Here is an 18,394-nt window from a genome sequence, read left to right as displayed (position 1 = left end):
GTGATCACAGGTTCGCCTCCCCGTGAGCGGAGTGATGGTGGTGATGCGTTTCGCTGTCGGGAATTCCGACGACAACCACGCGCCCTCCGGTCCGGATGACATCAACGGGTGTTCCGTACAACTCAGTGAGCACTTCGCTGCGCAGCACCTCGTCGGGGGTTCCCTCCCGGAACTGCCCACCGGCCAGGTAAAGAATCCGGTCGACCATGCCGAGCACCGGGTTCACATCGTGGGTCACGAACACCACGGGTGTTCCGTGCTCCCGGCGACGCCGGTCGATGAGTTCAGAGACGCCGCGCTGGTGTTGCAGGTCGAGGCTCAGGAGCGGCTCGTCGCAGAGCAGCAGACGCGGGTCGCCGGCGAGCGCCTGGCCAACGCGCAGTCGTTGCTGTTCGCCGCCGGACAGGTTGCCGACCGGCTCGTCGGCGTATGCCGTCGCACCGACCGATTCGAGGAGCTCCTCCACCTGTCGCTTCTCGGACGCCCGCGACACCGGCAGTCCGAAGCGATGCCCGTTCACTCCGAGGGCCACGAGATCGCGCGCCCGCATCGGCGTTCCGCCCGGGATCAGCTTCTGTTGCGGAATGTAACCAATACGCCGGTCACCCCGTCGCACCGCATGCCCGTCGAAGCGCGCGGTACCGGAGTCGAGCTGCTGCTGCCCCAGGATGGTCTTGAGCAGGCTGGTTTTGCCCGACCCGTTCGGACCGAGCACAGCGAGGAACTCGCCGGCGCAGACGTCGATCGTGAGGTCGTTCCAGAGCACACGGTCACCGAAGCCCAGTGCAGCATTCGCGAGGCTGAGGACCGGTTCGGTGGGGTGGCGGTGGGTGCTGCCCACTGCTGCTGTCACGAAGAGAGCGCGTCCGTGATCGCGGCGATGTTCTTGGTCATCCAGCTCACATAATCCTCACCGTCCGGCAGTGTCTCCGCGAAGGAGACGACCGGAACGGAATTCTCGTCGGCAGCGTCCCGAACCCGTTCGGTTTCCGGGCTGCTCGTCTGCTCATTGTAAGCGAGCAGCGCGACCTCACCGGTGGCGAACAGGGCGAGAGTGTCCCGCATGCTGGCGGGCGACACGTCGGCCCCTTCCTCGATCGCTTCACTGAAATCGGCGGGGGTGAGATTTCGAAGACCGGATGCCTCGAGCAGGTACTGCGGGACCGGTTCCGTCAATGCCACACCGGTTCCATCGACGTTCGCCTTGAGCTGCTCGGTGCTTGCCATAAGTTTGGCGAGACCTTCGGAGAATGCGGAGTAGTTCTCGGAGTAGCTCGCTGCGTTGTCTTCGTCGAGGTGGGAGAAGGTATGAGCCAGTGTGCTCGCGAGGGTATCCGCAGTGGTCAGGTCGTACCAGACGTGCTCGTTGAACCCCTCGATGTGCTCGTGTCCATCCCCGTCGGTGTGCGCGTGCTCCTCGGCGGGACCGTCCTGCACCGGTGCGAGGCCAGACAGGTCCACGACGTTCACGAGCTCGACATCGTCGCTCCCCGCGGCGTCAAGGAGGGTGTCGAGAAACGGGTCATACCCTCCCCCGTTCTCGATCACAACGTCGGCTTTGGAGATGGCGAGCTGGTCCTGCGCGCTGGCTTCGTAGCTGTGCGGGTCCTGCGCGGCGGAGTCGATGATGCTCGTCACATCAACGTGTTCGCCGCCGATGATCGATGCGATGCTGCCGTAGACGTTGGTCGAGGACACCACGCGGATGCCTGAGGTGCTCTCGGTGGGCTCGCTGGCTGGCGCGGAGCATCCGCTGAGAAGAAAAGCTGTCGCCGGAAGAACCAGAAGCGAGGCGCGGAGTCGAGTGTTCACGAGGAATGACATTACTCGTAATGATAACGGTTATCAATTCGACCGATCGCGGACAGATACGACAGAACCCGGCCAGTTTTCCGGCCGGGTTCTGTGTAGTACGAGGGGGTTTAGGAGGTCAGCCCGTCGACGTACTCCTGGTTGTCCTCGATCCACTTCTCAACAACGGGACCGTAGTCGTCTCCGTCGTAGTCAATGAACATGGCCTTCACGAGCGACATGAGCGTTTCGCTGTCCATCTCGAAGTTCTCAAGGTAACCCGCTGCCTTCGGCGAGTTCTCGGCGAAGTCGGTGCTGCCGTAGCTGTAGAGGCTCTCCGTCGCTCCGAACGAACCCTCGGGGTCCTTGAGGTTTTTGATCGGGAACTGGGCGTAGGCGCGGTGCGGCTCCCACAGGGTGACAACGACGTTCTCACCCTTGTCGGTCGCGCTCTTGAGCTCGGAGAGCATCGCGGCGGTCGACGAAGTGAGGAACTCCATGTCGTCGAGACCGTAGGTCGGAATGACCTCGTTTTCCATGGCGGCGGTGAGGCCGGCGCCCGGTTCGATACCGACGATGCGGTTGCTGAAGAGGTCGGCGTTGTCTGCCAGTTCTTCAATCGAGTCGATCGGGGCGTCTTCGTTCACGGCGAGTGTCAGCTTGGACTCGTCGTTCCAGGCGCCGAGCTCGACAATATCGTCACCGTATGAGTCGAGGTATGCCTCGTGAGTGACGGGCAGCCAGACGTCAGTGGTGAAGTCGTAGTCGCCGGACTTCAGGCCCTCGAAGACCGGTGCAGGGTCGGCCATTTCGAGGTCGACGGTGTATCCCTCGTCCTCAAGGATGGTCTTCCAAAGCCAGCTGGTTGCGACTCCTTCATCCCAGCCGTTGAAAACGGCGAGCTTAAGGTCGGTCTTTTCTCCACCGTCGGCGGAACCGGTACCGGAGCTTGCGCATCCGGCGAGGCCCATCAGACTCGCTGTTGCGAGTGCCGCGATGGCGATTGTGCTGTGTTTCTTCATTTTTTCCTCTCGTTGCTGTCGATTGGACTCAACGGTCGACCGCGGGTGCGACCGACCGAAGTAGGGGTCAGGCCGGTGCGCCCTGAGGAGCGCGAGCGGTCGCCTGCTCGTCTTTCTGCGAGACGGATGCTGCGTCGGCGGCGATCGCCGGAACATCCGTTTTCGAAATGCGTTTTGTGCGAGTGCCGAGCGATGCGGTCAGGCGGTCAAGCACAATGGCGAGAATCACGACGGAGAGGCCAGCTTCGAAACCCAGGCCAATGTCAATGCGGTTGAGGCTTGCGACTACGTCGCCACCGAGACCGCCCGCGCCGACCATACCGGCGATGACCACCATGGAAAGCGACAGCATGATGACCTGGTTGACACCGGCCATGATGCTCGGCATCGCGAGCGGCAGCTGGATCTGGCGGAGGATGCGGAACGGCGACGATCCGAAGGCATGACCGGCTTCAACTACTTCCTTGTCCACACCACGGATGCCGAGCTCAGTGAGCCGGACGCCGGGGGCGAGAGCGAACAGGATGGTTGCCACGATGCCGGGAACAACGCCGACGCGGAACAGGATCAGCGCGGGGATAAGGTACACGAACGCCGGCATCGTCTGCAGGAAGTCGAGGATCGGTCGCAGGATGCGAGACGCGGTGCCGGAGCTCGCGCCGAGGATGCCGAGCGGCACACTCACGAGAACCGCGATGACGCTTGCCACGAGGACGAGCGACAGGGAATCCATCGCGTTATCCCATTGATCGACCGCGACGATCAGTCCAAAGCCGACGACGATGCCGACCGCGAGCTTCCAGCCTTTGGCGAAAAATCCGAGCACCGCGAACGCCAGGATGATGATCCAGAACGGCGGCGAGACCAGGACGAGGTTGACGACGTCGTAGAGCCCAAGGAAGATCGCACGCAGCACGTCAAAGACGGGCTGCAGCGTGTCGGTGAGGATCTCGACAAAACCTTCGACCCACTGGCCGACGGGGAGACGGAAGTCCATTATGCGAGGCTCCCTTCGCGAGCGGCCGAGCCTTCGTCGGCGGTAGTGACTTTCGGGGCCTCGGTCTCGTCGGTCAGTCCGGCGGTTTCGCGAAGCGTCTGGGTGATGATTTCAACGGCAACGGTTGCCGGGGTCTCGATGACCTGGTTCTCACCGGTGGTCGTTGGAACATTGGCGAGCGCCGCAAGGAGCGTGACGCGGGGAATGGCGCCGAGCAGGCGACCCTTGTCATCAACAACGGCGACGGGCAACTGGCTTTCGGCAGCTGGCTCGAAGAGGTCGACGAGGTACTGGTCAGGCCCGACGGTCGCTGGGTCGTTGCGGACGATCGCCATCAGGTCGGGGTTGCCCGCCTTGACGTGTTTGAGCAGGTCGCGGTCGTGGACGACGCCGAGGAGCTTGCGGCCATTGCCGACCACGAATGCAGCTGAGGTCTGCAGGTCGCGCATCGAACGCAGCGCGGCACGGGGCCCAGCCGATCCGGAGACGACGGATCGAGCCGGTTCCATCACACTGGCCGCGGTGAGGACCCGCGCACGATCAACATCCTGCACGAACTGGGCGACGTAGTCGTTCGCCGGGTCGGTGAGGATCTCGTCGGGCGTGCCGACCTGGACCACTCGACCGTCACGCATCACGGCGATGCGGTCGCCGAGGAACATGGCCTCATTGAGGTCGTGGGTGATGAAGATGATGGTCTTGCCGAGTTCGTGCTGCAGATCGACCAACTGCTCCTGCATCTCCCGCCGGATCAACGGGTCAAGCGCGGAGAACGCTTCGTCCATGAGGAGCACGTCGGTGTCGGCCGCGAGGGCACGGGCAAGACCCACGCGCTGCTGCATTCCACCGGAAAGCTCACCAGGAAGCTTGTTCTCCCAACCGGCGAGCCCGACACGCGAGACCACCTTCTGGGCGCGCTCACGACGTTCGGCCACGGGCACACCCTGGACCTCAAGCGCGTATGCGGCGTTGTCGAGTACGGTGCGGTGCGGCAGCAGGGCGAAGTGCTGGAAGACCATGGAGATCTTGGAGCGACGCACCTCGCGGAGCTGCTTCGCGGGGATGCCGCTGACGGGAGACCCGTAAACGGCGACCGAGCCGGATGTGGGCTCGAGTAGTCCATTGAGCATCCGGATGAGCGTCGATTTGCCTGAACCGCTGAGGCCCATGACAACGAAGATTTCGCCCTTCCGCACCTCAAAGCTGGCGTCGATGACAGCGGCTGTTCCCTGAGAGGAAAGCTCGTTTCGCGTCGCGCCGGCCTTCAACCGCTTGACGACATCTCGTGGCCTCTTTCCAAAGACCTTGTAGACATTGTTTACCTCAACGGCAACAGTGTTAGTCACGTTTTCTCCGAGCGCGCGCAGGAGCAACGGCACTTTCGTGACGTTTCCCGTGGAAATCGGGATGCCCGCGCGGCATTTTCGTAGTTACGACCGGGTCAGGGACGATTGCACGCGCTCCACCCATCAAGCAGTGACGACTCGTGCGTCTATTGCGATTCGGGAGCTGTGCTGGCGCAGCCATGGGGCCGCCGCCAACGTCACAAGACCATACGTCCGAATGCGCGACATTGCTGTGTCACATTCGTTCGCGGACTAGCGTTCAGGCCATCATGGCCGCGAATCAGCCTAACAGAGCCCCAGACGGACCTGACTTTTCGCTGGGCTCCGCCCGAGGAAATGCCGTGAAACACCCTCATGTTTGCCCGCGCAGCCCGCTCAATCACCTCGCAGTTGGCTCCCGGCATCTCCTCGTAAGATGAGGCCCAATCGTTACAAGCAGGGAGCACACCATGGGCTTTTTCGACAGGCTATTCGGAACCGGTCAGCAGAACGAACAGCGCCCGTCGCCGCAGTACCGGCCCCAACCCCGCACCGGGTCGGGCGGCTCTCCACAGGGCGGTCGCAGCGAAGACGAGATCGCCGTCGAGCGGTACCGGTACCTCCTGCGCACCGCTCCGCCCGAAGCGATCGAGCAGGCCCACGAGGAAGCGTTCGAGAAGCTCACACCCGAGCAGCGTCGCTTGCTGTTCACACAGTTGAGCGCCGACGCTGCTCCCGGTGATGCACCGCGCGGGGACGATCCGCACTCGTTAGCCCAGTCCGCCACCCGGTCAGAGCTCCGCCAGCCGGGCACTATGGAACGGACCATGGCTGGCCCAAGCTTCGGCAGCATGGTCGGGAGCTCACTGCTCGGCACCGTCGCGGGCTACTTCATCGCGTCCGCATTGGTCAGCACCTTCATGCCCGACCCGTCGAGCGAGGCCGACGGGAGTGGTGACGGTTCCGAGGGTGGCGACTCCGGCTCCGACACCGGCGGTGACTACAGCGCCGGTGGGTACGAGGACGGCGGCGGATTCGACGGTGGCTTTGGTGGTGGAGGCGACTTCGGTGGAGGCGACTTCGGCGGCGGGTTCGACGGCGGCTTCTAAGAGCGAAGCCGCCACCGACTACTCGAGCAGGAGCGCTGGCTCCTCGATGATCGACGCAACGTCGGCCAGGAATCGCGAGGCGACGTCGCCGTCAACCACCCGGTGATCGAATGACGCTCCGAGTGTTGTCACGAAGCGTGGGCGAACTTCGCCGTCGACAACCCACGGCTTCTGCTTGATGGTTCCGAGCGCGACGATTCCCACCTCACCGGGGTTGAGGATCGGGGTACCGGTGTCCATCCCGAACACACCGATGTTCGTGATCGTGATGGTGCCGTTCTGCTGATCGGCCGGCGGCGTCTTTCCCTCACGCGCCGTCAGTGTGAGCTGCTCCAAAGACTGCGCCAGCTCAAGCAGTGTCATCGCCTGAGCTTCCTTGACGTTGGGCACGATGAGTCCGCGCGGTGTTGCCGCGGCGACACCGAGGTTGACGTAGTGCCGAACGATGATCTCTTCGTCGGTCCAGGTCGCATTCACCGTCGGGTTGCGCCGAACCGCCCAAATCATCGCCTTCGCCATGATCAGGAGCGGTGACACTTTGACGCCCGCAAAGTCGGTGGAGTTCTTGAGCCGCTTGATGAACTCCATGGTGCGGGTCGCATCGACATCGACGAACAGGGACACGTGCGGCGCCTTGAACGCCGACTCAACCATGGCGTTCGCGATTTGCTTGCGCACGCCCTTAACCGGAATCCGCTCCTCGCGAGTGTCGCCCCACTCGGGCGTCTCAATGTTGCGGAATACACTGGCCTGCCCGGCTTCACGCACGACATCATCGCGAGTGACTTCTCCCCCGACACCGGTTCCGGTGACGAGCGACAGGTCGACGCCGAGATCCTTCGCGAGCTTCCGGATCGGCGGCTTGGCGATTACAGGTCCTGGAGCAGGAGGAACGGATGCCGGCCGTGCGGCCGCCGGGACGGCGCGCGTCCGAGCGCGGCGGCGTGACGACACGTGTCCGGCGTTGCCGTATCCCACGAGCACCGCGCCTGGCTTTTCTTCGTCGACCGTGCTTCTCGTGTCGGCGACCGCTTCGGCCAGCTCGCTCGAGACGGTGGGCGGCGCGACTTCCGCTGCCGCTTGCGTTCCGACATCCGCTGCACTGATGGTGATGATCGGGGTGCCCACATCAACGGTGGTTCCCTCGGAGACGAGGATCGAGCCGACGGTGCCTTCGTAGGGGGACGGCAGCTCGACGAGCGACTTGGCGGTCTCAATTTCGACGATCACCTGATTGAGCTCGACGACGTCGCCGGGGGCGACCTTCCACGAGACCACTTCGGCCTCGGTGAGCCCTTCACCGGCGTCCGGCATCAAAAACTGGAACTCACTCATGGTTCTCCATTCGGTCGACAAGCGACTAGTAGGCGAGCGCCCGATCGACGGCCTCGAGGATGCGGTCAGCGTCGGGCAGGAAGAGTGCCTCGAGCTTGGCCGGCGGGAAGGGGACATCGAAGCCCGACACCCGGAGCACCGGGGCTTCAAGCGAGTAGAAGGCGCGCTCGGCGACCGTTGCAGCAATTTCGGAACCGACCGAAACGTTGCCCGGTGCTTCCTGGGCCACGACCAGGCGACCGGTCTTGCGCACGCTCTCGAGGATCGGGGCGTAGTCGATCGGCGCGATCGAGCGCAGGTCGACCACTTCGAGGCTGATGCCTTCGGCCGCGGCGAGTTCGGCGGCCGCGAGCAGGACGCTCACCATCGCGCCGTGGGCAACAACGGTTACATCGGTACCCGTGCGCACCACACGGCTGGCGTGCAGCGCGGCGGCTGAGCCGGACAGATCGACCTCACCCTTGGGCCAGTACCGGCTCTTCGGTTCGAAGAACATGACCGGGTCGTTTGACTCGATGGATTCCTGGATCATCCAGTAGGCATCGTTGGGAGTCGACGGGCTGACTGAGCGAAGACCGGCCGTGTGCGCGAAGTAGGCCTCCGGACTCTCCTGGTGATGCTCGATAGCGCCGATGTGTCCGCCGTACGGCACCCGAATGACGACGGGCATCTGCAGCGAGCCCTCGTTGCGGTTGGTGAGCTTCGCCAGCTGCGACGTGATCTGGTTGAAGCCCGGGTAGATGAAACCGTCGAACTGGATCTCGCAGACCGGGCGATAGCCGCGCATGGCCAGGCCGATGGCGGTACCGATAATGCCCGACTCGGCGAGCGGTGTATCGAGCACCCGGCTCTCACCGAACTCGGCCTGCAGACCCTCAGTGATGCGGAAGACGCCGCCGAGCTTGCCGATGTCCTCACCCATCAGGAGAACCTTGTCGTTGTCTGCCATCGCCTGTCGCAGACCGGCATTGAGGGCCTTGGCCATGGGCATTGTGGCGACCTGTGCGTCGATACTCATCGTCATGCGGCACCTCCGGCCATGCTGCGTTCGTAGGCGGACAGCCACTCGCGCTGCTCGGTCATCAGGGGGTGGTCCTCGCTGTAGACACTGTCGAACATGAAGGTCAGGTCGGGGTCTTCAATCGCGTGTGTGCGGGCACGGATGTCGGCGGTGAACTCCTTGGCGTCGCTCACCACTGTCGAGAAGAACTCTTCGGACGCACCCTTGTTGCGCAGATACGCTTCGAACCGAACGATCGGGTCCTTGGCCACCCACGAGTCGGTGACCTCCTGGGTGCGGTACTTGGTCGGGTCGTCGCTCGTGGTGTGCGCACCGATCCGGTAGGTGAGGGCTTCGATCAGCTGGGGACCGCCGCCGGATCGCGCGTCGGCGAGGTGCTTGGCCGACACCGCGTAGCTCGCGAGTACGTCGTTGCCGTCGACCTGAACGGCCGGCAGGCCGAAGCCTTTCGCGCGCTCGAACAGGGGCGTGCGTGACTGTGTGGTCACCGGAACGCTGATCGCCCAGTGGTTGTTCTGCAGGAAGAACACCTGCGGCGTCTGGTAGCTGGCCGCGAACACCATGGCCTCGTTCACATCGCCCTGGCTGGTGGCTCCGTCGCCGAAGTAGACCATCACGGCCTCATCGGTGTCTGGGTTGCCCGTCGCGGTCGCGCCGTCGAACTTCACACCCATCGCAAAGCCGGTGGCGTGCAGCGCCTGTGCGCCGATCACCAGGGTGTACGGGCGGAAGTTGCCGTTCCGCGGGTCAGAGACGTCCCAGCCGGAGTGGGTCGTTCCCCGCATGACCTCGATGATGCCGAGCAGGTCGACACCGCGAATCAGACCGACGGCGTGCTCGCGGTACGACGGGAAAATGTGGTCCTGGGCTCGAGCCGCGCGACCGGATCCGACCTGTGCGCCCTCCTGTCCGTGGCACGGCGGCCAGAGCGCGAGCTGGCCCTGCCGCTGCAGGTTCGCCGCTTCGATGTCGAATGCCCGGGCGGTGACCATGTCACGGTAGAACTGCTCGTGGTCGGCGTCGCTCAGCGCGTCGAGGTAGGGCAGATACGGTTCGGCTGTCGCCGTCGGAGAGAAGGTCCCGTCCGCAGCCAACACCTGAACAGGAGGCACGGGAGACGTCGTTTCGGTTTCCGCCATTGTCCTAACCTAACCGCCGGGCCGAATGCCCAGCTGGTAGAGATGCCACAACGTCTGCGCTTGCTCGTAGGAGTTTCTCCACAGACTCTTCCTCACCAATCGAGATCCGGATGCCTGATCCGGGAAAGGCCCGCGCCACGATACCGTGCGCCAGGAACGACTCGTTGGCGGCGTCCGTCTCATCGCCCGTTGCAAGCCAGACAAAGTTCCCCTGGGCCTCAGGCACGTCCCAACCCTGTTTGAGGAGGGAGGAACGGATGCTGTCGCGCAGCGTAGCAAGACGGCGCACGCGGTCCAGCAGTTCGGCTTCCAGCCCGAGCGAGGCAATCGCCGCCGACTGCGCCGGCTGTGTCACCGACAACGGAATGGCGGTCGCCCGTGCGGCATCAAGAATCGCGACCGGTCCGAGCGCCCAGCCGACCCGAAGCCCCGCGAGGCCGTAGGCCTTGGAAAAGGTCCGCAGGAGAACGAGGTTGGGGTATCGACCGATGAGGCTCAGCCCGTTCACGGCGTCACCGTCGGTAACGAACTCGGCGTAGGCCTCATCGAGGAGCACGAGCACGTCACTCGGCACTTTCGCCATGAACGCCTCGAACGCATTTGCTGTGACGATCGTTGAGGTCGGGTTGTTGGGGGTGCAGACGATCACCACGCGGGTGCGGTCATCGATGGCCGCGGCCATCGCGTCGAGGTCGTGCGACCCGTCGGTTCGGTTCGGCACCTGGATGCTCTCAGCACCGGCGACGGTGACGAGACCGGGGTAGGCCTCAAATGACCGCCAGGCGTAGACGACGGTGTCCCCTGCGCCGGCAGCGGCCGTGATGAATTGGCTGAGCAGAGCAACCGACCCGGAGCCGACGTGAACCTCATCCGGCGAGACGCCATGTTTCTCGGCGAGTGCGTGGCGCAACGCCGCCGCGCTCGCGTCGGGGTACCGGTTGAAGGCACCGGCTGCGACGACCGCGTCGATCACCCCGGGCAGCGGCGGGTACGGGTTCTCGTTGCTGGAGAGTTTGAAGGCGTCGTCGCCGGCGGGCTTGCCCTGTCGATACGGCGGTGAGGCAAGGATTTCCGGCCGGAGCTTCACCGCTGGCGGAGGTACTGCGTGGTCTGCGTTTGCGGGGGTAAACGTCACACACCGAGTCTAGACAGCAGCCATTCCTGAAGATGCATGAAGGAAAAGTTCTCGCGCAAGCCCCGGCGATAATCCGCCGGGGGGCACGCCTCGATGCCATAGTGGAGCATGGCAAAATTCCTGCTGAACATCGTCATCAACGCGGTGGCGATTTGGTTGACCACGCTCATCGTCGCCGGAGTGCAGGTGACGCCATACGCTCCCAATAATGGCGTTGCGACCGCGCTGACGTACCTCCTCGTCGCGTTCATCTTCGCGCTGGTGAACAGCATCATCGGCACGGTCATCAAGATTGTGGCCATCCCGCTCTACGTCCTGACCCTGGGCCTGGTGTCGTTCCTCATCAACGGGCTACTGCTCCTCATTGTCGGGTGGATCACGAGCGCGTTTGGTTTCGGCCTGACCGTCGACGGGTTCTGGTGGGCAGTGCTCGGCGCCCTCGTCATCAGCATCATCAACTGGATCTTCCAGATCATCCTGAGGCCGCAGCGCCGCGACCGCCGCTAACCCGGTCGAACCCGCTCTGCCCGAAATGCCTGGGCTACCCCGGCGCCCGCGCCAATGCCGGCGAGTGAGTCGGTCATCACGCTGAGCCGCGGATCGGAGGAGTTGTCGATGAGTGCCGCGGTCCTCTCGTACTCGGTCATGAAGTGGGCCGCCGCGACGTTGTCGGGCCGCGGACCGGAGTCGCCGAAGACCGAGCGCGACACCACCACCCGGTCGCGCCCGTCGGCACCGTCGATCGGTGCCCCGCCCAGTGCGGGCACGAGGTCATCGGCGTGTTCGACCGCCACCTGCGTCACCGACTCCGGAACGGGCACCTGCCCGCTCGGGGATCCGAAGGTGACGAGAGTCTGCGTGTCGTAGACGCCTGACGCCGCCACCCGCGCGGCGACGAGCCCGCCCTGGGAGTGACCGAACAGGTGCACCGCGTCGCCCGGCGTCACCCCGGCCTGCTCCATGGCGTCGAGGGTTGCCGTATACGAGCCGGCGTCGCCGTCGGCCAGCGCAGCCAGGTTGCTGGCCATATCGAATGGTTCGCTGCTCTCGGGGCCGAAGTCGGTTGTGCCGGCGACATAGACTGCGTAAGAGCGACCGCCTGAGCCATCGGGATACCGTTCAACGGTGACCTGCGGTTTACCAGCCCCGGTCGACGGGATCCGCCGGGCCGCGTCGGCGAGTGAGGCGGGCGGCGGCACGGTGCGCGGATCTCCGGCCGGGGTTGTGCGCACCGGAGTCGCGGTGTACGCGTGCTTGCCGCCAAGCAGGATGGCCGCTGACGCCACGGTCTCCAACCCGACAAGCCCAATGCCCTCGTCGCCGAGGAACCGGGCGATGGGCAGGCTGGTTCCACTGAAGCCCGCGAGAATGTCGTCGGCCGCCGACACCACGCCACGCACGGCCTTCACGAACGCGGGGTTCGCGATCAGCTGAGGGTGCTCGGCCAGCTGAGTGGCGACACCGCTGCCCAGCATTGCGACCGCCCGGCGCAGCGGCGGCTGTTGCAGGAGCAGTGCGGTGACGGCGAAAGCCGGCAAGAACGGGACCGCGCCGACCACGAGGCTCCGCAGGTAGGTGCCGAAGATGAACCCGGCGAATGCCTGCAACGCCCCGAGTGTTTCGCGCGTGCGCGCCTCTTGGTCGGCGTAGCTGTGTGCGACCTGCTGCACCGACGTGCTGAGTCGTTCGGCGCTGTCGGCGACCTCACGGAGGGACCCGGTCGTGCGATGCAGCGCCGGTTCTGCGAATCCGTACGGTCGCGCGTCCGCCGACCACTCGGTCAGGCTGCGCGCCATTGCGGCCTGATGGGCCCAGTCCCGGGCGTCGGTCGCGAGTGCGGAGAGCTGCGCCGAGAAGCCAAAGAGTTCTTCGGTGGAGACGCTCGTTTGCCCGCCGGTCGACACGGTGAGTTGATCGGACACGGCTCACCGGCTCAACGTGAAAACCGGGATGGTGGGCGTGGGCCGGGTGAGTGCCGGGAAACCGGGCTGGACGACCGGGCCGGAGCGCACCGAGTCGCCACTCGGGAACCCGGCGAGGACCGCCGCTCGGGCGCGCTCGCACTGTTCGAGCGCGTCGTCGAGGTTGAGACTGACCCGAACCAGCCCGTCACCGAGCTCTGCCATGCGCTCGTCGAACTCTCTCCGGCTGGATGATCGCCATTCGAGCTCGTTCGCCGCGGTCCGGATGCGCCGCTGGACCGGCGACAACGACACGGCCAATCGGCGAATGTGACGGTGTTGCTCGGCCAGTACCTCGAGCGCGCGCAGCCGCGCGGCCTGATCGACGATGCCGGGTTCGATGTCCATGACCGTCCTGCCCCTCGTTTTTCGGTGTCACCGACCGTGTTTCTGGAAGCCGGTGGATTCCACTGTGCGTGGCTGACAGCATCCGTTTTCGAAGGGATTCTCGCTCGGGGAAAGGTGATTGCGCTGCTGGAGTTGTGAAGGAGAAACAGGGGACTCCCGCTCGGGGCACCAGCGGTACAGAATAGGGGGATGATTTCTGACTCGGACCCGACCGAGGTGCAGCCCTTTCGCGTGTGCTTCGTCTGCGCGGGCAACATCTGCCGCTCGCCGATGGCGGAAATCGTTTTTCAGCACCTTGTGCACCAGGCGGGGCTCGGCCGCTATGTGGAGACGATGTCTGCGGGCACCGGTGACTGGCACGTGGGCGAGCAGGCCGACGCCCGCACCATCCAGGCGTTGCGCAAATCGGGGTACGACGGTGCACGGCACCGGGCCAAGCAATTCAACCCCGACTGGTTTGAGCAGCTCGACCTCGTGGTGGCGCTCGATCGCACGCACGACCGGGTGCTCAAGGCCTGGGCGCCGACCGAAACGGACCGCGGCAAGGTCGCCCTGCTACTCAGTTTCGACCGGGAACAGAGTTCGCTGACCGATGTTCCCGACCCGTACTACGCGGGTGACGAAATGTTTGATCGGGTATTGGGCATGATTGAGGGGGCGATTCATCAACTTTTTCGCCAGCTCGAACCCGCAATCCGACAGGGAGCCACCCGATGACCGCACTACCCGTTCAGCCTCTCAGCCCACTCGATGGTCGATACCAGGCGGCGGTGAGCGGTCTGGGCGAGTACCTCTCTGAGGCCGGATTGAACCGCGCACGGGTGCAGGTCGAGGTGGAGTGGCTGATATACCTGACCGGCGCCGGCATGTTCTCCTCGACGCCGCTCGATGAAGAGACCATCCACTCGCTGCGCTCGCTCTACCTGGACTTCGACCAAGCCGACATCGACTGGCTCGCCGAGAAGGAAGCGGTCACCCGTCACGATGTGAAGGCCGTTGAGTACCTCGTGCGCGACCGGTTGTCATCGCTCGGGCTTGACCACATCGCAGAACTCACGCACTTTGCGTGCACCAGTGAAGACATCAACAATCTGTCCTACGCACTGACCGTGTCGAACGCCGTGCAAGCCGTGTGGCTGCCGAAGCTCCGCACCGTCATCGACACGCTGCACGCCCTCGCAGAGACTCACCGTGCAGACGCCATGCTCGCACGCACCCACGGGCAGCCCGCGACGCCGACCACGATGGGCCACGAACTCGCCGTCTTCGTTTACCGGCTCGAGCGCATCGCCCGCCAGATCGACGGCACCGAGTTCCTCGGCAAGTTCTCCGGCGCAACAGGCAACTTCGCGGCGCACACCGTCGCCGACCCGTCCGCCGACTGGCCCGCCATCTCGCAGGCCTTCGTCGAGTCGCTCGGCCTCACCTGGAACCCGCTGACCACCCAGATCGAGTCCCACGACTGGCAGGCCGAGCTGTACGCGCGCGTCTCCCACGCCAACCGGGTGCTGCACAACCTGGCCACCGACATCTGGACCTACATCTCGATGGGCTACTTCCGCCAGATCCCGCAGGCCGGTGCCACCGGTTCGTCGACGATGCCGCACAAGATCAACCCGATCCGGTTCGAGAACGCCGAGGCCAACCTCGAACTGTCGAGCGCGGTGCTCGACTCGCTCGCCGCGACCCTCGTCACCTCGCGGCTGCAGCGTGACCTCACCGACTCGACCACCCAGCGCAACATCGGCGTCGGTTTCGGCCATTCGCTGCTCGCCCTCGACAACCTGTCGCGTGGCCTCGGCGAGATCGATCTCGACCGTGACGCCCTGGCCGCTGACCTCGACTCCAACTGGGAGGTGCTCGGCGAAGCCATCCAGACGGTCATCCGCGCTGAGGTCGTTGCCGGTCGTTCTGACATCACCGACCCATACGCCCTGCTCAAGGACCTCACCCGCGGCAAGCGCATTGGCAGGGACGACCTTGTCGAGTTCGTCTCGAAACTTGACATCGGTGCCGACGCAAAGGAGCGCCTGCTTGCGCTCACTCCCGCGAGCTACACCGGTCTCGCCGACGCACTCGTCGACCGCCTTTCCTAGGGCGCTCTCCCCCGTTTTTTGATCAGCGGATGCCACGTGGCTGAGCCAGCCACGTGGCATCCGCTTTCCTGTTTCTGACGCCAGGCGTACGCTGAGCGCAGGAGGCGATCATGGACACAACAGCAGGTCAGCGCATTGTTATTCAGGGCTCAACCGTCGGTGCACCTGAACGGCACGGCCAAATCGTTGAGGTGCGCGGAAACGATGGCGGACCGCCGTATTTCATTCGGTTCGACGACGGGCACGAGAGTCTCGTGTACCCGGGACCGGACTGCGTTCTCGAGCACGCCTAAGCGCTCGCAGGGTTCGCAGCCAGATGCGACCTAGTGACCGGTGTCCTGGTCGTGAATGTCTCTCTTCTCGAGGTCGTCGGGCTTCACGGTGAGCGCGAACATCGCGATGAAGACGAGAGTGACGATAAACGCGATGCCGAACGCGATGAGCGCAAACGAGATATCGCGGGTCACCATGAGTGTGACGAGACCGGTGAAGATTCCGGCGACCGCGGCAAAGATGAGCAGTTCAACCGGCTTGAGGATGTCTCGACGACTCGGTTTGGCGGGCTGTGGTGCGCTCATGATTGTGACTCCGAACTGCCTGATGTGGATGCGCGTCGTGCGTCATCCGTTCCCCATTTCAGCGAGAATCCGCCAATGAGGGAGAGAACCGCGACGATCGCGGCGTATGCGCCGAAGATCCCAACGGTGACGATGGATGAGGTCAGGCTGCGGGCAACACCGTCCGGCCCTTCAAACTGCTGGTTCAGTTCCGGCGGAACCACGAGATAGGCCACGGCCAGGAGCACGGTGGCGCCGCCCAGGGTCATCCAGTCGCGGGCGAACGGCGAGCGGCCGCGCACCCGGAAGCCGCTGTAGAGCTCGAGCGCTCCGGTGATCAGGGCCCAGGCGATCACGGTGGTGAACAGTGCGGGCACAGCCGCGGTACCTGCGTTCGCGAAAATGAGCCCCACGATGCCGGCGAGGACGCTGACCACTCCGCTGATCAGGAAGTTGAGCCGGGCGCCGCGGTCGGACGCCAGAGCGCGCGGAACCAAGCCGAGCGTGAGGAGTCCGGTGAAGATGGCGAAGCCGCCGAAGACGGTGAGGCCGAGCGACGCCGAATGGTCCGAGTTGAACGTGATGACGGCTGCCGCGATTGCAGCGGGAACCGCACGAAGGACCTGGAAGAGCCAGTACCGCGACGTCGACTCGACGGCGCTGCGTGGGGCAGCAACGGCAGAACTGGCCAAGGAAGACGCCTCTTTCGATGTGCGAATCGGTTTCGTGGGGAACATGCCTAGTCTACGCGTCGTAGAAGAACGATGGACTCAGGAACGGTTCCTCGGGCGCCCGACCGGAGACAGTGGTCAGCGGAGGAGCACAGGCCCGGCGTCGATGGCGAACCGAAAGAGGGAGTACGGGTAGGCCCGGAGGTCGTCCCCGTTTTGGTAGGTGTCCTGGCGGTGCAGCTGATTGGCGGTGACGTACAGATATCCGTCCGTCGCGATCGACATCGTGTCAGGCCAAAGCAACCGCTCGTCGTGGACGAGGGTCTGCACCTCCCCGGTCGGCTGGCGCCGGGTGATGGCGTTGTGCTCCCAGTTGGTGGCGTAGATTCTGCCCTGGTCGTCCGACTCCAGACCGTCCGCGCCGCCGCCCTTGTCGCCTTCGTCGACGATCGTCGCTGCCACGTCGTCGCCGCTCAGCGTCCGGTCACGCAGCGCCGACGTGGCTACCGAGTACCAGCGACGACTGATCAGCGGGCAGTACCAGAGGCGCTCACCGTCGGAGGAGATCGCGATTCCATCCGCTCCCATGGTCACTTGTTTCGCTGGCTCACCCGGGCTGCGTTCCGCGACACCCGTCCTTCAGCCATCGGCACCATCTCCGCAAGCGGAACTGCCTTCGTGCTGGGGTGCTCGTGCAGCTTTCGCCAGGCCTGTCCGCTTGCGAGGTCGACGACGATGATTCCGTTGGGGCCCTGATCGGACGAATCAGTGATGTAGGCGAAGCCGGCCTCCCCCTGACGCAGGTCGAAGCGGACGTCGTTGAGGTAAGTCGTCGGCAGGACGACGTCAGTGTCGAACAGGATCGTTTTCTCGACCTGATCCGTTGCCAGGTTCACGCAGACGAGTTTGGGGCCGCCATGCTGGGTGGGTTGAAACATTGGGCTGCCGGTGTCGAGGATCCACAGCCGGTCAGCGGGATCAACGACGATGCTCTGCACAGATACGAGCGCATCCGGATCGGCATCGTTCCTCGGTTGGTTGAGAGCCGCGCTCGGAAACGGCACCGCTTCACCATTCACGAGTTCCACCACGGTGGCGGGAACTTCGTCTCCCCACTTGGGAAAATTGACGAAGATGCGCCCGGTATGGGAGACGCTAACGCCCGTCGGCATCGGCCCGCTCTCAAAAGTGTGCACCACCTCCAGTTGCCCTCGGGCGGTATCGATCCCGTGCACTACCGGATCCTGCCCATTAGCGAAAAATGCACTCGTCATACTCGAACCTCCTGTGCCCCAAGCAAACCGCGTATTCCCCACGTCGCGTCAGGGCTTGACATCGTGAACGCTCCGCCGCGCTCCAAGGAATCAGATGATCTCTGAGCCGATGGGGCGCGCCAGGTGACGAATTGAGGCGATGGCGTGGTGCAGAGCGTCGGGTCCCGAGCCGAGCGCACTCAACGCCGAAGCAACGGCATCGCTGAAGCCTCCGCTGTCGACCGGCAATCGAGCGACGTTCGGCACAAGTGATTTTTCGTTAACAACCCATTCGCGCGCATAAGCGTGCCAACCGTGCGCGACGAGCATCGCCGCTGTGGCCGCGCACAGCGCGACGTACGCAGTGTCGCCACCATCGGCGCCTTTCTCAGCCCCGTCAAGCAAGAAGTCGACATGCCAGAGGGACTGGAGTACTGCTGCGCGCAACGATCGGGATAGGGGGTGACTCGTTCCGCCAGCCCGGCCAAGATTCCGCTTGGGTCGCAGAGCGGAATGCAGGTTGCAACCTCGCCCGCATACGAGACGTCGAGAAAGCCCAGTGGGTGGCCGGGCTGCGGATGGAAGGCGAATTGGCCACGTCGAGCTCGCTCGCATTGCTCCTCCACCCGCCGAA

Annotated in this window: 21 protein-coding genes; 5 read left to right on the top strand and 16 right to left on the bottom strand. The window is 64.4% G+C overall.

All coding sequences use genetic code 11. The annotated features are described in order from the left end of the window. Window positions 1-4 precede the first annotated feature (4 nt). The 5 genes from L1277_RS06810 to L1277_RS06790 all read right to left on the bottom strand — a co-directional run bounded on the left by L1277_RS06810 (window position 5) and on the right by L1277_RS06790 (window position 5,156). Window positions 5-853 (bottom strand): metal ABC transporter ATP-binding protein, encoded by an 849-nt coding sequence (locus L1277_RS06810; protein WP_253375609.1) that lies wholly within the window; start codon window positions 851-853, stop codon window positions 5-7. Beyond that, window positions 850-1,824 (bottom strand): metal ABC transporter solute-binding protein, Zn/Mn family, encoded by a 975-nt coding sequence (locus tag L1277_RS06805; protein ID WP_253375608.1) that lies wholly within the window; start codon window positions 1,822-1,824, stop codon window positions 850-852. The genes L1277_RS06810 and L1277_RS06805 overlap by 4 nt, the downstream gene beginning before the upstream one ends. 98 nt (window positions 1,825-1,922) lie before the next feature. Continuing rightward, window positions 1,923-2,813, bottom strand: a complete 891-nt coding sequence (locus L1277_RS06800; RefSeq protein ID WP_253375607.1) for a glycine betaine ABC transporter substrate-binding protein — start codon at window positions 2,811-2,813, stop codon at window positions 1,923-1,925. A gap of 67 nt (window positions 2,814-2,880) precedes the next feature. Further along, window positions 2,881-3,813, bottom strand: a complete 933-nt coding sequence (locus tag L1277_RS06795; RefSeq protein ID WP_253375916.1) for a proline/glycine betaine ABC transporter permease — start codon at window positions 3,811-3,813, stop codon at window positions 2,881-2,883. Further along, a complete protein-coding gene (locus L1277_RS06790) occupies window positions 3,810-5,156 on the bottom strand; it encodes a glycine betaine/L-proline ABC transporter ATP-binding protein (protein ID WP_253375606.1) in 1,347 nt (448 codons plus the stop codon). Before L1277_RS06790 ends, L1277_RS06795 begins: the two co-directional genes overlap by 4 nt. Before the next feature lie 449 nt (window positions 5,157-5,605). Between L1277_RS06790 and L1277_RS06785 the strand changes: the two genes are divergently transcribed. Beyond that, complete coding sequence (locus tag L1277_RS06785; RefSeq protein ID WP_253375605.1) at window positions 5,606-6,244, top strand: hypothetical protein; 639 nt, start codon at window positions 5,606-5,608, stop codon at window positions 6,242-6,244. Between the two features lie 18 nt (window positions 6,245-6,262). Here L1277_RS06785 and L1277_RS06780 read toward each other — a convergent pair whose 3' ends face one another. Genes L1277_RS06780 through L1277_RS06765 form a run of 4 tightly spaced genes read right to left on the bottom strand, consistent with a single transcriptional unit; the run spans window position 6,263 to window position 10,826 of the window. Next, entirely contained in the window at window positions 6,263-7,579 is a 1,317-nt protein-coding gene (locus L1277_RS06780) for a dihydrolipoamide acetyltransferase family protein (protein WP_253375604.1), read from the bottom strand. Window positions 7,580-7,604: 25 nt separating this feature from the next. Then, window positions 7,605-8,603 carry an alpha-ketoacid dehydrogenase subunit beta gene (locus L1277_RS06775; protein ID WP_253375603.1) on the bottom strand — a complete coding sequence of 333 codons (999 nt, stop codon included), beginning with the start codon at window positions 8,601-8,603 and terminating at the stop codon, window positions 7,605-7,607. Beyond that, window positions 8,600-9,739 (bottom strand): thiamine pyrophosphate-dependent dehydrogenase E1 component subunit alpha, encoded by a 1,140-nt coding sequence (locus L1277_RS06770; RefSeq protein ID WP_253375602.1) that lies wholly within the window; start codon window positions 9,737-9,739, stop codon window positions 8,600-8,602. Before L1277_RS06770 ends, L1277_RS06775 begins: the two co-directional genes overlap by 4 nt. A gap of 4 nt (window positions 9,740-9,743) precedes the next feature. After that, window positions 9,744-10,826, bottom strand: a complete 1,083-nt coding sequence (locus tag L1277_RS06765; RefSeq protein WP_253375915.1) for a histidinol-phosphate transaminase — start codon at window positions 10,824-10,826, stop codon at window positions 9,744-9,746. A gap of 156 nt (window positions 10,827-10,982) precedes the next feature. On the opposite strand from L1277_RS06765, the gene L1277_RS06760 reads away from it, so the two are divergent. Then, window positions 10,983-11,381, top strand: coding sequence for a phage holin family protein (locus L1277_RS06760; protein WP_253375601.1), 399 nt, complete (start codon window positions 10,983-10,985; stop codon window positions 11,379-11,381). Here the strand turns inward: L1277_RS06760 and L1277_RS06755 are convergent. Both L1277_RS06755 and L1277_RS06750 read right to left on the bottom strand, forming a co-directional pair. Further along, on the bottom strand, window positions 11,378-12,796 hold the full coding sequence (locus tag L1277_RS06755; protein ID WP_253375600.1) for a hypothetical protein: 1,419 nt from the start codon (window positions 12,794-12,796) through the stop codon (window positions 11,378-11,380). The genes L1277_RS06760 and L1277_RS06755 overlap by 4 nt on opposite strands. Window positions 12,797-12,799: 3 nt before the next feature. After that, window positions 12,800-13,183: a hypothetical protein gene (locus L1277_RS06750; RefSeq protein WP_253375599.1), complete on the bottom strand. Its 384-nt coding sequence runs from the start codon at window positions 13,181-13,183 to the stop codon at window positions 12,800-12,802. A 189-nt stretch (window positions 13,184-13,372) separates the two neighbouring features. Between L1277_RS06750 and L1277_RS06745 the strand changes: the two genes are divergently transcribed. The 3 genes from L1277_RS06745 (at window position 13,373) to L1277_RS06735 (ending at window position 15,572) form a co-directional block, all read left to right on the top strand. Beyond that, complete coding sequence (locus L1277_RS06745; protein WP_253375598.1) at window positions 13,373-13,900, top strand: low molecular weight protein-tyrosine-phosphatase; 528 nt, start codon at window positions 13,373-13,375, stop codon at window positions 13,898-13,900. Continuing rightward, window positions 13,897-15,279 (top strand): adenylosuccinate lyase, encoded by a 1,383-nt coding sequence (gene purB / locus L1277_RS06740; RefSeq protein WP_253375597.1) that lies wholly within the window; start codon window positions 13,897-13,899, stop codon window positions 15,277-15,279. The genes L1277_RS06745 and purB overlap by 4 nt, the downstream gene beginning before the upstream one ends. 110 nt (window positions 15,280-15,389) lie before the next feature. Then, window positions 15,390-15,572, top strand: a complete 183-nt coding sequence (locus L1277_RS06735; protein ID WP_253375596.1) for a DUF1918 domain-containing protein — start codon at window positions 15,390-15,392, stop codon at window positions 15,570-15,572. Between the two features lie 30 nt (window positions 15,573-15,602). Here the strand turns inward: L1277_RS06735 and L1277_RS06730 are convergent, their stop codons facing one another. The 5 genes from L1277_RS06730 to L1277_RS06710 all read right to left on the bottom strand — a co-directional run bounded on the left by L1277_RS06730 (window position 15,603) and on the right by L1277_RS06710 (window position 18,207). Beyond that, complete coding sequence (locus L1277_RS06730) at window positions 15,603-15,857, bottom strand: hypothetical protein (RefSeq protein WP_253375595.1); 255 nt, start codon at window positions 15,855-15,857, stop codon at window positions 15,603-15,605. Next, on the bottom strand, window positions 15,854-16,528 hold the full coding sequence (locus L1277_RS06725) for a DUF308 domain-containing protein (protein ID WP_253375594.1): 675 nt from the start codon (window positions 16,526-16,528) through the stop codon (window positions 15,854-15,856). The genes L1277_RS06730 and L1277_RS06725 overlap by 4 nt, the downstream gene beginning before the upstream one ends. A 117-nt stretch (window positions 16,529-16,645) precedes the next feature. Next, entirely contained in the window at window positions 16,646-17,095 is a 450-nt protein-coding gene (locus L1277_RS06720; protein WP_253375593.1) for an SMP-30/gluconolactonase/LRE family protein, read from the bottom strand. Between the two features lie 2 nt (window positions 17,096-17,097). Then, on the bottom strand, window positions 17,098-17,781 hold the full coding sequence (locus tag L1277_RS06715) for a major royal jelly family protein (RefSeq protein ID WP_253375592.1): 684 nt from the start codon (window positions 17,779-17,781) through the stop codon (window positions 17,098-17,100). Between the two features lie 90 nt (window positions 17,782-17,871). After that, a complete protein-coding gene (locus L1277_RS06710) occupies window positions 17,872-18,207 on the bottom strand; it encodes a hypothetical protein (protein ID WP_253375936.1) in 336 nt (111 codons plus the stop codon). Between the last annotated feature and the right edge of the window lie 187 nt (window positions 18,208-18,394).

Origin of the sequence: Okibacterium sp. HSC-33S16 (assembly GCF_024171565.1) — a bacterium.
GTDB lineage: Bacteria > Actinomycetota > Actinomycetes > Actinomycetales > Microbacteriaceae > Mycetocola_A.
This window is presented reverse-complemented; position numbering and strand designations above follow the sequence as displayed.

What these genes read in the sequence shown, in the direction of transcription:
- L1277_RS06780 (WP_253375604.1), bottom strand. Translation starts at nt 7,579, where the DNA reads ATGAGTGAGTTCCAGTTTTTGATGCCGGACGCCGGTGAAGGGCTCACC.
- L1277_RS06730 (WP_253375595.1), bottom strand. Translation starts at nt 15,857, where the DNA reads ATGAGCGCACCACAGCCCGCCAAACCGAGTCGTCGAGACATCCTCAAG.
- L1277_RS06745 (WP_253375598.1), top strand. Translation starts at nt 13,373, where the DNA reads ATGATTTCTGACTCGGACCCGACCGAGGTGCAGCCCTTTCGCGTGTGC.
- L1277_RS06805 (WP_253375608.1), bottom strand. Translation starts at nt 1,824, where the DNA reads ATGTCATTCCTCGTGAACACTCGACTCCGCGCCTCGCTTCTGGTTCTT.
- L1277_RS06715 (WP_253375592.1), bottom strand. Translation starts at nt 17,781, where the DNA reads ATGACGAGTGCATTTTTCGCTAATGGGCAGGATCCGGTAGTGCACGGG.
- L1277_RS06760 (WP_253375601.1), top strand. Translation starts at nt 10,983, where the DNA reads ATGGCAAAATTCCTGCTGAACATCGTCATCAACGCGGTGGCGATTTGG.
- purB (WP_253375597.1), top strand. Translation starts at nt 13,897, where the DNA reads ATGACCGCACTACCCGTTCAGCCTCTCAGCCCACTCGATGGTCGATAC.
- L1277_RS06785 (WP_253375605.1), top strand. Translation starts at nt 5,606, where the DNA reads ATGGGCTTTTTCGACAGGCTATTCGGAACCGGTCAGCAGAACGAACAG.
- L1277_RS06735 (WP_253375596.1), top strand. Translation starts at nt 15,390, where the DNA reads ATGGACACAACAGCAGGTCAGCGCATTGTTATTCAGGGCTCAACCGTC.
- L1277_RS06800 (WP_253375607.1), bottom strand. Translation starts at nt 2,813, where the DNA reads ATGAAGAAACACAGCACAATCGCCATCGCGGCACTCGCAACAGCGAGT.
- L1277_RS06750 (WP_253375599.1), bottom strand. Translation starts at nt 13,183, where the DNA reads ATGGACATCGAACCCGGCATCGTCGATCAGGCCGCGCGGCTGCGCGCG.
- L1277_RS06720 (WP_253375593.1), bottom strand. Translation starts at nt 17,095, where the DNA reads ATGGGAGCGGATGGAATCGCGATCTCCTCCGACGGTGAGCGCCTCTGG.
- L1277_RS06770 (WP_253375602.1), bottom strand. Translation starts at nt 9,739, where the DNA reads ATGGCGGAAACCGAAACGACGTCTCCCGTGCCTCCTGTTCAGGTGTTG.
- L1277_RS06775 (WP_253375603.1), bottom strand. Translation starts at nt 8,603, where the DNA reads ATGACGATGAGTATCGACGCACAGGTCGCCACAATGCCCATGGCCAAG.